Here is a 13,454-nt window from a genome sequence, read left to right as displayed (position 1 = left end):
ATAGAGCATAAGGCTGGTTCGGCAGTGACCCATATCTACAAGATCGTCTCTCGATCTGATTGGCGCGCGGCGGAAAGCGCAGGCGTTTTTAGCGGCGCTGCGATCGATCTTGCTGACGGCTTTATTCATTTTTCGACCGCTGAACAGGTCGAGGAAACAGCCGCAAAATATTTCGCCGGTCAAACGGATCTGCTGCTCATTGCGGTGAACGCCGCAAAGCTTGGCGACGCGCTCAGATGGGAGGCCTCGCGCAGCGGCGCGCTGTTTCCGCATCTCTACGCGCCGCTTTCTCTGGAGGCGGCGGCGCGCGTCGATCCGCTGCCCATCGGCGCTGACGGTCGGCACGCCTTCTCCGGCCTTCTCAAATGATCGACGCCTTTGCGATCGCATCGCCGCTCCTGCGCCTGCTCGACGCGGAAACGGCGCATCGCGCGACGATTGCTGCGTTGAAATTGATGCCGGCAAACGCGCCGCAATCTGACGACGCGCGTCTCTCGGTTTCAGCCTTCGGACTCGACTTCCCCAATCCGATCGGGCTGGCGGCTGGCTTCGACAAGAACGCTGAAGTCGCCGACGCGATGCTTGGTTTCGGGTTCGGCTTCGTCGAAGTCGGGACGCTGACGCCGCGCGAGCAGCCCGGCAATCCGCGTCCACGCGCCTTTCGTCTCGTCGAAGATCGCGCCATCGTCAATCGCTACGGCTTCAACAATGATGGCCATGCGCCGGCGCTTGTGCGCCTCTCGAAGCGCGCGCAACGCGGGATTGTCGGCGTCAATATCGGCGCCAACAAGGACGCCGCAGACCGTGTTGCGGACTATGTCGCGGGCGTTCGCGCCTTCGCCGACGTCGCGAGCTATTTCACGATCAACGTCAGTTCGCCGAATACGCCTGGCTTACGCGATTTGCAGGAGCCTGAAGCGCTTTCCGATCTGCTCGCGCGTGTCATCGAAGCGCGCGACGCGGCGCCGATCCGACGTCCCCTGCTCCTGAAAATCGCGCCGGACCTCACGCTCAATCAGCTCGATAATATCGTGCGCGTCGCGCGGGAGCGGCGCATCGACGGCATGATCGTTTCGAATACGACGATCTCGCGGCCCGCTTCGCTTCGCTCGAAATTCGCGAAGGAGACCGGCGGACTTTCCGGCGCGCCTCTTTTCGATCTCTCGACGCGCATGCTCGCGCAAACCTATTTGAGAGTCGAAGGGCAGTTTCCGCTGATCGGCGTCGGCGGCATCGGCAGCGCGAAAGCGGCGCTCGCCAAAATCGAAGCCGGCGCGACGCTAATCCAGCTCTATTCCGCGCTGGCATATGAGGGCCCAGCACTCATCTCGCGCATCAAAATCGGTCTGCTCGAAATGCTCGAACGCGAAAACGCCACGCTTGCCATGCTTATAGGCCGCAAGATGGCGACGTTCAGTTGAGCCGCCTGATTGACGGTTAATAGAGGGGACCATGTGGAATGCTCATTCGACATGAAACCCCTGCCGATATCCGAGCCATCCATGATCTAACTTGGACGGCGTTCAAGCCCATGCGCTTCAGCGACGATACGGAAGCGGACTCCATCGACGCGCTTCGCGCTGACGGAGATTTGACGATCTCGCTCGTCGCTGAGGATGGCGGCGAGATCCTCGGCCATATCGCATTCTCGCCCGTGACGATCGACGATGCGCATTATGGCTGGTTTGGCCTTGGCCCAATCGCGGTCAAGCCGGAGAGACAGCGGCAAGGAATTGGAAGAACGCTCATCTTTCGCGGCCTGGAATTGTTGCGAGCACAAGGCGCCAATGGGTGCGCCCTGATTGGCGATCCTGACGTCTACCACAGCGTCGGCTTCGCTAGCGATGGGCGGCTGACGTATCGAAACCTTGAGCCCGAATTCGTACAGCGCATCGTCTTTCGTGGACCAGCGCCAAACGGCGTTCTCAAATTCGCCCCGGCGCTTGAGGTCTGACGACGCGACAACCCCACCTTCCCTGTGACAGCGCCCGATGCTATGCGAACGCGTCTTCAACAAGAGGAAAAATCATGACCGAGCATATCTGGCTGGCGACGGGCGAAGCGACGGTTCTGGCGGCGGACGGACAATATACCGACGCCATGCCGGAAGTGATGATCGGCAACGTCAAGGGTCCGGTCGGACACGCCTTCGCCAGCATGGCGGGTCAGGTCGCGGGCCATCCGCGCATGTTCGTCATCCGCGACCTCAACCAGCAGGTGCGGCCGGCGACAATGATGACCACCAAAATGACGGTCAAATCGGAAGAATATGTCGAGCTACTGGGCGGCGTCGTGCAGGCGGCGACAGGCGACGCCATCGTCGATTGCATCGCAGAAGGAATTATCCCTAAAGATCAGATCAACGAGCTGTGCATGGTCATCATGGTCTGGCTCGATCCGCGGTGCGCCAAGCACAAGAAGCTCGACAAGAAAGACCTCTATCGCACCAATTACGAAGCGACGAAGCTCGCGATCTCACGCGCGATGAAGGGCGAGCCGACGGCCGACGAACTCATCGCCAACCGCAAGAGCGTGCAGCATTACGCGCTTGAAGGCGTATTTGAAGAATGATCGTCGCGCACGCGCACGCCGATAATCATTCCGTCCTGGAACCAGCTCGATAGGCATTGCGCCAAACGCTCCGGCGCGATCTCCCCGGCCTGCTGGAACGCCGTCATCTGACAAATGTCTCCGAAGGCCTGCCCGGCGCGCGCTTCGTTGAGCGCGACATATTCGTCGGGCTCGAGCTGGCGGTAGGCGGATTCGTGCGCGACTCGCCACACTGCCGCATATTCGACTTGATCGCCCGCCGTAGGCGCATCGACTTTCTCCGCCTCCTCCTCATTGATGGCCGCGTCATAAGCGCGAACTGTTCCGGCTGCGAGTTCGAGCAGCGTCAGACTCGGGTCGAAATCGAAGGCGAGGCGAGGCCAATCCTCGGGCGTAAAGTCCGCCAGCGCCTGCACCGCCAAGGAGGTTTCATCGGCAGCATCGAAGGCGTCCACCGTCGCGCGTTCGAACAGCGCCATGGAGACCGCCCGAGCGTCGTCGCGCCAGGGCGAATTTTCGCGCATGAAATCCGGCAGTCCGGTCGTAAAAAAGCGCGCGTTAGGCTCGCGCGACGGACGCCAATCGATGTAGTCGTCGACCAGCGCCTCAAAAGTCTCGTCTCCGAGAATCGCGCGCAGCCCCGGGTGATCCTGGGAAACGAAATCGGCTAATCGTATTCGGTAGCCGGTCTGATAGACATCGAGCAGCGTCTCAGGAGTTGCGCCACGCGGCGACGATCTCAATTTTTTCAGGAGCGGCTTGTCCGCCTCTCCAGAGCCGGCCAGCACGCGCTCCTGAAAAAGGGACTGGAAATCGGCGAGCTTCATGCCGCGCTGAGCGCTCGCTCGTTTGCGATGCGCGCGTCGATGTCGCGCATATGCTGGAGTTCGTCCAGAAGCTCGGAGAGCGGCGGATAATTATCGTCGCGCTCGATCATGGCGGAGACGTCGCCACATCGCCAGCGGGCGTGCTCATAGAGCGCCCAGACTTCTTCGCAGACCGGCTGGTCATGGGTGTCGACCCGATGCGTCTCGTTATTGGTATGGCCTGCCATATGGAACTGCACGACGCGTTCGGCCGGAACGCCGTCGATGAAGGCGATCGGATCGAAGCCGTGATTGAAGCTCGAAACGAAAACATTATTGACGTCGAGCAGCAACAGGCAATCGGCGCGCTCCGCCATTTCGCGGACGAACTCATGCTCGCTCATTTCGGAATCGACGAAGGAAACATAAGTCGAGGCGTTTTCGACCACGAGCCGGCGCTTGAGAAAATCCTGCACCCGCAGGATGCGCTCGACGATATGCGCAAGCGACTCGCGCGTATAGGGAATGGGCAACAGATCGTGAAGCGTCACGCCGTGAACGCCTGTCCAGGCGACGTGATCTGAAATCCAGGCCGGCTGGACGCGTTCGGCGAGCGCCTGCAACTGCCGCAGATAATCGAAGTTGAGCGGATCGGTTGAGGCCAACGACATAGAGACGCCATGCATGACGACTGGATAATCAGCCCGGATGCGATCGAGCATCGCCAAAGGCTTGCCGCCGGCGAGCATATAGTTTTCAGAGATGATTTCGAACCAGTCGATCGGCGGGCGCGACGCCAGGATCTCGTCGTAATAGACGGGCCTCAGTCCTAAGCCGTAGCCGAGAGGCGCGGGCTTTTCCATGACATCTCCCCCTCAGGCGCCGCCGCTCATGCAAGAGCCGGTGACGGGGACGGCCAGGATGAACCGCCCCCGCATGAGGCGATTACTTCTTGGTGTGGCAGCGGTTTTTCATATTGCAGTGGCCCTTGTAATGGTGACACTGCGCTTTGTGATGGCATTTGGCCATGCCGCGGCAGGTTCCTTTGCCGCCGCAATGGCTCTTCATGTGGGGCGCCTTCGCGCCGTGCGCGTGTGCGGGCGCGATGGACGCGCCGCTCAACGCAAGGGCGACGGCCGCCGCGGCGAGAGCCGATCCTGAAATAATATTAGGCTTCATTTCTTTCTCCTCTTATATCCCCTCGCAACGAGGGGAAGGCGACGCTGTCGCCGCTCTCGCGGCGCGTGCTAGCTTCTACTTAGCGCTCCCGGACTTTTTGTCCCCAACTGGTCGGCTGACGCTTGTTTCCATCCTGCCAGACGACGCCAGGGCAAACGGCAACCTCGCCTTCGTCCCATCTCTGTGACTTCGCCCTATGCGAACGCGAAAGCGCATCGAAGCTTGGCAATTTGGCAGACTATGCGCGCGCTTGCGATTCCGCCAGCAGTAAATTGGCGCGCTTGCGCATTATGTTTAATACATACAATCAGTATATTATTTCGATATTGCAGCGCAAAATCAGAGCTTTGCCGAAGCGCCTATCATATGCTTTTCACGTCGACGCGCTTGCGGCTGCGACGCGTCGCTGATAGATAAGCGCCGCGCCGGAGACCAAGCCGGCGCATTCGCTTTGGTTTTCGACATCGGGCCGCGCCGGCAGTTCGCTTAAAGCGAACTTTTCGTCAAGCCTCGCGTTCTAGCCGCGGGGGACGTCCGATCGCCGAAAGCCGATCCGCAACGCTAACCAATTGCCGGCGCCGCCCTATGGGGCCCTCAGGAGAACAAATGTCCGTCACTACCGATCGCGCGCCCACGCGCGAAGATTTCGCCGCTCTGCTCGACGAAAGCTATGGCCAGAATGAAGCCTTCGAAGGCTCCGTTATCAAGGGCCGCGTCGTCGCCATCGAAAAGGATGTCGCCGTCATCGACATCGGCCTCAAGACCGAGGGCCGAGTCGCCATCAAGGAATTTACCGGTTATGGCCGAGACCCCGCCCCGCAGGTCGGCGAAGAGGTCGAAGTCTATCTGGAGCGAGTCGAGAACGCGCTCGGCGAAGCCGTCATCTCGCGCGACAAGGCGCGCCGCGAAGAGAGCTGGGTGAAGCTCGAAAAGGCGTTCGAGACCAATGAAAAGGTCGACGGGGTGATCTTCAACCAGGTCAAGGGCGGATTTACCGTCGATCTCGACGGCGCCGTGGCCTTCCTGCCGCGCAGCCAGGTCGATATCCGACCCATCCGCGACGTCGGCCCGCTGATGAATGTGCCGCAGCCCTTCCATATCCTGAAGATGGACCGGCGCCGCGGCAACATCGTCGTGTCTCGCCGCACCGTGCTCGAGGAGAGCCGCGCCGAGCAGCGTCACGAGATCGTCGCCAATCTCGAAGAGGGACAGGTGATCGACGGCGTCGTGAAGAACATCACCGACTACGGCGCTTTCGTGGATCTCGGCGGCATCGATGGCCTGCTGCATGTCACCGACATCGCCTGGCGGCGCGTCAATCACCCGTCCGAGGTGTTGACCATCGGCCAGACCGTCAAGGTAAAGATCATCAAGATCAACCACGAGACGCACCGCATCTCGCTTGGCATGAAGCAGCTTCTCGAGGACCCGTGGCAGGGCATCGAGGCGAAATATCCGATCGGCGCGAGATTCCATGGCCGCGTGACCAACATCACCGACTACGGCGCTTTCGTCGAATTGGAGCCTGGCATCGAAGGACTCGTCCACGTCTCGGAAATGAGCTGGACGAAAAAGAACGTTCATCCCGGCAAGATCGTCTCGACGAGCCAGGAGGTCGACGTCCAAGTGCTCGAAGTCGATCCGGTCAAGCGCCGCATCTCGCTCGGCCTCAAGCAGTGCCTGCAGAATCCGTGGGAGGGATTCGCCGAGAAACATCCGGTCGGCTCGACCGTTTCCGGCGAAGTCAAGAACAAGACCGAATTCGGTCTTTTCATCGGCCTCGACGGCGATGTCGATGGCATGGTCCATCTGTCGGACCTCGACTGGAACCGTCCCGGCGAGCAGGTGATCGAGGAATATAAGAAGGGCGACATCATCAACGCCCAGGTCCTTGACGTCGACGTGGAGAAGGAGCGCATTTCCCTTGGCGTCAAACAGCTTGCGGGCGATCCCTTCGCTTCCGTCAGCGCCGAGGAAGGCGGCGAGATCAAGAAAGGCGCCGTCGTCACCTGCGAAGTGATTGAGGTGAAGGACTCCGGCATCGACGTGAAGATTGCCGGCACTGATCTTACGACCTTCATCAAGCGCAGCGAACTCGCTCGCGACCGCGCCGACCAGCGTCCAGATCGGTTCGCCGTCGGCGAGAAGGTCGACGCCCGCGTGACGCTCTTCGACCGCAAGGCGCGCAAGATCTCCGTCTCGATCAAGGCGCTCGAGGTCGCCGAGGAGAAGGAGGCCATCGCGCAATATGGCTCTGCCGACTCCGGCGCTTCGCTTGGCGACATTCTCGGCGCGGCGCTAAAGGCCCGCGACGAAACGCCCAAGAAGGGCAAGAAGTCCGAGGAGTAAAAATTCCTCGATCGTCAGATTCGAACCCGCGCCGCAAGGCGCGGGTTTTTTCTTGCGCGCGCGTGAACCCTTCATTCACCAAGATGCAATTCAAGCGGATTTGTTAACCCTAATTTTGAAACGTGGGCGCAAACTCGGCGCGTTTTCCTGCCCGCAACTGCCTGCGGGCCGCCGGAGTCGCCTCTTATGAGCGTTGCCCAGTCCGAACAAAACTACAGGCGTTATGCGCAGCCGCTGCGCGCGCGTCCGACAGGCGTCCGCGCAGCGATCGGAATGAGCGTCAGCTCGACGCTCATTCTTGTCGCCGCACTCGTTCTGTTTCCACGCGGGTCGGACAACCTTGAACCGAAGGTCGCTGCGAACCTCGAGCCGCCTCGCGCTGTCGCTCTCGCGCCATCAGGCAAAATCACCACCAAAGTCTCCGTCGACGCCGTCGAGGCTTCGGCGCTAATGGCGAGACCCTTCAGCGCCTTCGACGTCGCCGCGCGCGAATTCGAGCGCGAGAAAAAGACGATCGCAGTCCGTGACGGCGAGAACGGCTCCGGTCGCATCGACACGATCGCCGTGGGGCAATTCGCGGTGGGCGCGCCGTTCATGCGCATCGACATTCATCAAGACATCGTCGACAAGGAAAAGGCGTCGGATTTCTTTTTGGATATGGCCCGCCACGCCGTAGACGCGGGACTGAATGTCGCAAAAATCGGTCAACCCAGCGCGCTGATCACGAAATTCGGATCCTTCGAGACAGCCGACATACGTCTGTGGCAACCCTCGTCCCAGGGCGTGGCGGCGAGCGAACGCAGCTGTCTCGCCACGCGCTTCATTGACGAGAAGCTGGCGCTTGAAATTGCCGGACTCGCGTGCGGCGAAACCGCGAGTCCAATCGATCGAGTCGCGCTTGGCTGCTTGCTCGACCGCATCACCTACACGGCGAGCCCGGATAAACCCGCATTGAACGATTTCTTCTCGAAAGCGGCGTCGGCTAGCTCCATCGATTGCGCCAATATCTCTCGCGACGACCTCACCGCGACGATTCCGGCGCAAAAGAATGCCGCGCGTTCGGCGCAGGGCGCACGGCGCGCGCATGCGAAAACATCGCGTCAAAGCGCGCCGACGCCCCGCTAGCGCGAGGCGTTCACCCTGACGGCGGATGGCTGGCGGGAAAACGCGCCTCCAACTCGCTTTTGCGAAACGTTCCGCTATTATAACCCCTAGTTTCAGTTAAAAGGGGATCGTGATGCGCAGGAATAAAGTGCTGTCGGCGGGGCTTGCCTGTCTCGTGTTGTTCGCGGCGGGCGACGCGCTCGCCAAGTCGCGCTATCGCGTTGCCTCAAACGAAGTTTGTTGCGGCCGCGGCCCAATCGACATCCAGCGCCGCAGCTGGCTCGATCCCGGCACGCAGGTGCCGGTCGGCAGCACCAATCGCTACATGATTCAGCAGACTTATCTCAATCATGACCCCATCGAACGCAACCAGCGCAGCTGGTACATGCAGGAGACGCTGCCACAGCGTCCGCCCTACAACACGGATATGATCGTTCCTTACGACGAAGGTCTTCCCTTCTGGTGGCCGTAAGTCGGGCTATTCCAGACGAGAATCTTGACTTGGGGAGCGCTTTCCTTTAGCTCCCCACGGACCTGACGCGATCTGTTCGCATCGGGTAAGCACCCGTGGCGTTTGCTGCAAACGCCTGTCGGCCGGATAATCCGGCAGAGGAGGGCGCGTTCTCGAGGCCCCCGCGCTGACGGGGAGCGAGAGACGCGATCTTGGACGACGCTCCGAGCGCAAGGCTCCGGGCGATTTTCGTCCTGTCGCCTCTCTCGCGCCAACGCGATCATAGAGGACGACAGTCAAAGTGACGAAACGCGCAGAAGCAAAATACAAGCTCGACCGCCGCCTGGGCCAGAATATCTGGGGTCGGCCAAAGAGCCCCGTCAACCGCCGTGAATACGGCCCCGGGCAGCACGGGCAGCGGCGCAAGGGCAAGCTCTCCGACTACGGCACCCAGCTCAAAGCCAAGCAGAAGCTCAAGGGCTACTACGGCAATATTTCGGAAAAGCAGTTCCGCAAATATTACGCGGAAGCGATCCGCATGAAAGGCGACTCCGGCGATAATCTGATCGGCCTTTTGGAGCGGCGCCTCGACGCCATCGTCTATCGCGCGAAATTCGTGCCGACGGTTTTCGCCGCCCGCCAGTTCGTCAATCACGGGCACATCCGCGTCAACGGCAAGCGCGTCAACATCCCATCCTACCAGGTGAAAATCGGGGACGTGATCGAGGTCAAGGAAGCCTCGAAACAGGCGGTGACGGTTCTCGAGTCGGTTCAGCTCGCCGAGCGTGACGCGCCGGAATATTACGACGTCGATCACTCGAAGATGACTGCGAAGCTCATCCGGGTGCCGCATGCGACGGAAGTGCCCTATCCCGTGCAGATGGAGCCGAATCTCGTCATCGAATTCTATTCGCGTTAAATCGGCGCGCAGGAATATGGAAAAAACAGCCGCTTCGAGCGGCTGTTTTTTTGCGCGCAATTCTTGACTGTAAGAGCGCCATCGGGAAGTCTAAGCACAGAACGCCGCCGCCGCGTGCAAGCGACGTGAAAAAGGGCGTTGCGCGAATGAACGCCCAAGGGAGAGGCGCTTGTCCAACCTATCGAAGAAGCGGCCGGCGGAGACCGAACGCAGTCAGCGTCCGCTATGGATCGCGATCGGCGGGCTGCTTGTCAGCGTCCTCAGCTATACTATGAAGGACCTGCAGATCGGCGACGTGGTTTTCTGGTTCGGCGTCGTTCTTGCGGCGATCGGCGTGCTCTATTGGTTCATACGACCGAAACACGGACTGTGAGCTTCGCTTCTCGTCCAAGTTCCTGCCCAAATTTGATTTGCCACATTTGTTGAAGAGTTTAAGGTCTTCCCGCATCGCAACAGTTACGGACTGCACATGCCCCTCGCTTTTTCGACCCGTCGTGATTTCCTTCTTATGGCTGCCGCATGCGCGCTCTTTGCCGCAACGCCCGCTTACGCCGAGAAGTCGCCAGCAGGCAAAGTCTCGGTCGAGGAGTTGATGGCGCCGGACGCGCTGCCCGACGTTGTGGAAGGCTCGGCGAATGCTCCCGTTACAATTGTCGAATATGCCTCGATGACCTGCAGCCATTGCGCGGCGTTCCATCGCGATGTCTATCCTGAGCTGAAGAAGAATTACATCGACACCGGCAAAGTGAAATTCATCCTGCGCGAGTTTCCGCTTGATCCGCTGGCGACAGCGGCCTTCATGCTGGCGCGCCAACTTGGCGACAAGCGCGATGCGGCGGTCGATCTTCTATTCTCGCAGCAGAAGAACTGGGCCTTCGCCGATAAGCCGCTCGATGGTCTGGCGAATGTCCTGAAGCAGACGGGGATCGGTCAGGAAAAGTTCGAGGCGGTTCTCAAAGATCAAGCGCTCTACGATAATGTGAACAAGGTTCGTAACCGCGCTGCTGAAAAATTAGGGGTCAACTCCACGCCGACATTTTTCATCAATGGCGACAAATACACTGGCGAAATGACCGTCGCCGATCTCGACCAGATCATCGCATCGAAGTCCGCCGCGAAGTAATTGATTTCTACGCATGGATGGCCGGGCCCAGCCCGGCCATGACGTCTCTGGAAAGCGCCCTCTAAAAGACTGTCCGGCGTTCCAGCGCCGCCGCAAGCGTGCCCTCGTCAAGATAGTCGAGTTCGCCGCCAACCGGCACGCCATGGGCGAGCCGCGTTACCTTCACGCCTGAGGGAGACAGCACATCGGCGACGTAATGCGCAGTCGTCTGTCCGTCGACAGTGGCGTTGACCGCCAACACTACTTCGCGAGTCTCCTCGGCGCGCACGCGCGCCACGAGGCTCGCGATGGCGAGATCGTCGGGCCCGACGCCGTCGAGCGGCGATAGCACGCCCCCGAGAACGTGATAGCGCGCATTGAGCAGCCCTGCGCGCTCCAGCGCCCATAGGTCAGCGACCGTCTCGACGACAACGAGGATCGACGCGTCGCGGCGCGCGTCGCGACAGATCGTGCAAGGATCGCTCGTGTCGATATTCCCACAGACGGAGCAGACGACGATACGCTCCTCTGCAATACGCATCGCGTCAGCGAGCGGCGCCAGCAGTTCTTCGCGTTTGCGAATGAGATGCAGCACAGCGCGCCTTGCCGAGCGCGGGCCGAGCCCGGGCAACTTTGCTAGAAGCTGCACGAGTTTTTCGATTTCTGGGCCGGCGACTTTTTCAGCCATGGCCGGATCAAACGCCTCATGAGGTTTCGCGTCATGCCCGCGCTTGTCGCGGGCATCCACGCCAGAATGTTACGTATAAATGGAAGCGTTGGGCGGCGTCATCACGTGGATGGCCGGCTCAAGGCCGGCCATGACGCGAGAAGCGCAGCGATACGCAAAAATTAAAACGGCAGCTTGAGGCCAGGCGGCAGCGGCAGGCCGCCAGTCAGCGCCTTCATCTTTTCGGCCATCGCCTCTTCGGCTTTGGCGCGCGCCTGCATATGGGCCGTGAGGATCAGGTCCTCGAGTATTTCCTTCTCTTCCGGCTTCAACAGGCTCGGGTCAATGAAGACGCTTTTCATCGAGCCCTTGGCGGTAAGCGCGACTTTGACCATGCCGCCGCCCGCTTCACCCTCGACGACGGTCTGTTCGAGCTCCAATTGCGCTTCGGCCATCTTGGCCTGCATCTGCTGCGCCTGCTTCATCAAGCCCAGGAAGTCCATCATTTAAGCTTCTCCGTCGTCTTCCTCGAGTGGCGACGCGTCATCATAAAGCGTTTCGGCGGACGCCGCGCCTTCATCCCTGCCTCGCACGGCGACAATCTGCGCGCCAGGAAAACGCGCGAGCACGCTCGCTACGAGTGGATCGGATTCGAGCGAGGAGCGGCGTTTGAGTTCCTCAGCTTCGCGTTGTTCCTTGAGCGTCGGCGCGCCGCCCGAGGCGACGATCGAAACCATCCAACGCTCGCCAGTCCAAGCCTGCAGCTTCTGCATCAGAGTCGAAGCCAAATCGCGCGCGCCGCCGGGGGCGAGTTCGTATTCGATCAGTCCGGGTTCAAATCGAACCATCCGCACTTCGGATTCGAGCGCGATTTTGAGGCGCATATCTCGCTTCTGCGCGGCAAGCGCCACAAGAGCGTCGAAGCTCTCGATTACCGTTCTTGGAGCCGCCGCCGGCTTTGGAGCCACCACTGGAGACGGCTCTGCGGGGCGTGACGCCGCCGCGAGTCGCGGACCTCCGCGCACGGGCGCTGCGCCGCCTCCGGCAGATTCCGCGCTTCGCGCTGACGGCGAGCGAGAGTCGGTCGACGACGCATTCTCTGTAACGCCCAGACGCCGAAGCGCCTCCGAGGGCGTCGGCATGTCAGAGGCGTAAGCGAGCCGCACCAACACCATGTCGGCCGCCGCCAGCGGTCGCTGCGACCCGCGCAATTCCTCGACGCCCTTCATCAAAATCTGCCAGGCGCGCGTAAGCGCCGGAATGGAAAGGCGCATCGCGGCGTCTTCGCCGCGACGCTTTTCTTCAGGCGTTAGAGCCGCCGATTGCGCGGTCTCCGGCGCAAGCTTCAGACGCGTGGCAAGATGCGTGAATTCTGCAAGTTCGAGCAGCACCTGCGCCGGATCGGCGCCGCCATTATACTGATCTTCGAGTATGCCGATGGCCTTGGCGATATCGCCCGCCATCGCCGCTTCGAACAAATCGATGATTCGCGCCTTGTCGGCGACGCCGAGCATCAGCCGCAAATCTTCGGCGGCGATCGCGCCGCCTGCGGAATGCGCCGCGCCATAAGCGATCGCCTGATCGAGCAAAGACAGCGCGTCGCGCGCCGAGCCTTCCGCCGCGCGCGCGATCATAGCGAGCGCTTCCGGGTCAATGGCGACGCCCTCGGCCTTGCAGACATTGAGCAGGTGATCGGCGAGCAAACCGGCGTCGATGCGGCGCAGATCAAATCGCTGGCACCGCGAGCGCACCGTCACCGGCACCTTGTCGATTTCGGTCGTCGCGAAGATGAACTTCACATGCTCCGGCGGCTCTTCAAGCGTTTTCAACAGGCCGTTGAAAGCCGCCTTCGAAAGCATATGCACTTCGTCGATGATGTAGACTTTGGTGCGCGCCATCACCGGGCGATAGCGAGCATTGTCGATGATCTCGCGGATGTCGTCGATGCCTGTGTGCGAGGCGGCGTCCATTTCCAGCACGTCGACGTGGCGCGAATCGATGATCGCCTGGCAGTGAACGCCAAGCTCCTCCATATGGATCGTCGGCTGATTGATCGCAGGCTTGCCGTCTCGCGCCGGCAGTTCGTAATTGAATGCGCGCGCGAGGATGCGCGCCGTCGTCGTCTTGCCGACGCCGCGAACGCCAGTCAGCAGATAGGCCTGATGAATTCGGTTGAGATCGAAGGCGTTTTCGAGCGTGCGCACCATCGGCTCTTGGCCGATCAGATCCGCGAAGGTCTTCGGTCGATATTTGCGCGCCAGCACACGATAGGCCGACGGCGCGGTCCCCGCGCCGGAATCGTCAAGGAAGAGCTGGTCGCTCATGGA

At 60.8% G+C, this 13,454-nt stretch carries 16 protein-coding genes; 10 read left to right on the top strand and 6 right to left on the bottom strand.

Annotated features, from left to right (window positions below; translation table 11 throughout):
* Positions 1-24 precede the first annotated feature (24 nt).
* The 4 genes from FEV16_RS02355 to fae all read left to right on the top strand — a co-directional run bounded on the left by FEV16_RS02355 (position 25) and on the right by fae (position 2,571).
* A complete protein-coding gene (locus FEV16_RS02355) occupies positions 25-369 on the top strand; it encodes a DUF952 domain-containing protein (protein WP_138165984.1) in 345 nt (114 codons plus the stop codon).
* Entirely contained in the window at positions 366-1,421 is a 1,056-nt protein-coding gene (locus tag FEV16_RS02350; protein WP_138165983.1) for a quinone-dependent dihydroorotate dehydrogenase, read from the top strand. Before FEV16_RS02355 ends, FEV16_RS02350 begins: the two co-directional genes overlap by 4 nt.
* Before the next feature lie 38 nt (positions 1,422-1,459).
* Positions 1,460-1,954 carry an N-acetyltransferase gene (locus FEV16_RS02345; protein WP_138165982.1) on the top strand — a complete coding sequence of 165 codons (495 nt, stop codon included), beginning with the start codon at positions 1,460-1,462 and terminating at the stop codon, positions 1,952-1,954.
* A 74-nt stretch (positions 1,955-2,028) separates the two neighbouring features.
* The gene (gene fae / locus FEV16_RS02340; RefSeq protein ID WP_138165981.1) at positions 2,029-2,571 is read left to right on the top strand and encodes a formaldehyde-activating enzyme; all 543 of its coding nucleotides are present in this window, start codon (positions 2,029-2,031) and stop codon (positions 2,569-2,571) included.
* Here fae and FEV16_RS02335 read toward each other — a convergent pair.
* From FEV16_RS02335 to FEV16_RS02325, 3 genes are all read right to left on the bottom strand, one after another.
* Positions 2,541-3,377, bottom strand: coding sequence for a DNA-binding domain-containing protein (locus tag FEV16_RS02335; RefSeq protein ID WP_138165980.1), 837 nt, complete (start codon positions 3,375-3,377; stop codon positions 2,541-2,543). The genes fae and FEV16_RS02335 overlap by 31 nt on opposite strands.
* A complete protein-coding gene (locus FEV16_RS02330; RefSeq protein WP_138165979.1) occupies positions 3,374-4,219 on the bottom strand; it encodes a DUF692 domain-containing protein in 846 nt (281 codons plus the stop codon). Before FEV16_RS02330 ends, FEV16_RS02335 begins: the two co-directional genes overlap by 4 nt.
* Positions 4,220-4,301: 82 nt before the next feature.
* Positions 4,302-4,535: a hypothetical protein gene (locus tag FEV16_RS02325; RefSeq protein WP_138165978.1), complete on the bottom strand. Its 234-nt coding sequence runs from the start codon at positions 4,533-4,535 to the stop codon at positions 4,302-4,304.
* 606 nt (positions 4,536-5,141) lie between these two features.
* Between FEV16_RS02325 and rpsA the strand changes: the two genes are divergently transcribed.
* From rpsA to FEV16_RS02295, 6 genes are all read left to right on the top strand, one after another.
* Positions 5,142-6,884: a 30S ribosomal protein S1 gene (gene rpsA / locus FEV16_RS02320; RefSeq protein ID WP_138165977.1), complete on the top strand. Its 1,743-nt coding sequence runs from the start codon at positions 5,142-5,144 to the stop codon at positions 6,882-6,884.
* 186 nt (positions 6,885-7,070) lie between these two features.
* On the top strand, positions 7,071-8,009 hold the full coding sequence (locus tag FEV16_RS02315) for a hypothetical protein (protein WP_138165976.1): 939 nt from the start codon (positions 7,071-7,073) through the stop codon (positions 8,007-8,009).
* A gap of 112 nt (positions 8,010-8,121) precedes the next feature.
* On the top strand, positions 8,122-8,460 hold the full coding sequence (locus FEV16_RS02310) for a hypothetical protein (RefSeq protein ID WP_138165975.1): 339 nt from the start codon (positions 8,122-8,124) through the stop codon (positions 8,458-8,460).
* Positions 8,461-8,740: 280 nt separating this feature from the next.
* Positions 8,741-9,358, top strand: coding sequence for a 30S ribosomal protein S4 (gene rpsD, locus FEV16_RS02305; RefSeq protein ID WP_138165974.1), 618 nt, complete (start codon positions 8,741-8,743; stop codon positions 9,356-9,358).
* Between the two features lie 169 nt (positions 9,359-9,527).
* Positions 9,528-9,731 (top strand): hypothetical protein, encoded by a 204-nt coding sequence (locus tag FEV16_RS02300; protein ID WP_138165973.1) that lies wholly within the window; start codon positions 9,528-9,530, stop codon positions 9,729-9,731.
* A 135-nt stretch (positions 9,732-9,866) separates the two neighbouring features.
* Entirely contained in the window at positions 9,867-10,481 is a 615-nt protein-coding gene (locus tag FEV16_RS02295; protein WP_348639963.1) for a DsbA family protein, read from the top strand.
* 61 nt (positions 10,482-10,542) lie between these two features.
* Here FEV16_RS02295 and recR read toward each other — a convergent pair whose 3' ends face one another.
* From recR to FEV16_RS02280, 3 genes are all read right to left on the bottom strand, one after another.
* On the bottom strand, positions 10,543-11,148 hold the full coding sequence (recR, locus tag FEV16_RS02290; protein ID WP_138165971.1) for a recombination mediator RecR: 606 nt from the start codon (positions 11,146-11,148) through the stop codon (positions 10,543-10,545).
* A 161-nt stretch (positions 11,149-11,309) separates the two neighbouring features.
* Positions 11,310-11,633 carry a YbaB/EbfC family nucleoid-associated protein gene (locus FEV16_RS02285; protein WP_171015116.1) on the bottom strand — a complete coding sequence of 108 codons (324 nt, stop codon included), beginning with the start codon at positions 11,631-11,633 and terminating at the stop codon, positions 11,310-11,312.
* Positions 11,634-13,451 carry a DNA polymerase III subunit gamma/tau gene (locus FEV16_RS02280; protein WP_138165970.1) on the bottom strand — a complete coding sequence of 606 codons (1,818 nt, stop codon included), beginning with the start codon at positions 13,449-13,451 and terminating at the stop codon, positions 11,634-11,636.
* Between the last annotated feature and the right edge of the window lie 3 nt (positions 13,452-13,454).

The organism is Methylocystis sp. B8, from assembly GCF_005771425.1.
Lineage (GTDB): Bacteria > Pseudomonadota > Alphaproteobacteria > Rhizobiales > Beijerinckiaceae > Methylocystis.
Note: the sequence above shows the minus strand (reverse complement) of the source record. Positions and strands in the feature narration are given on the sequence as shown.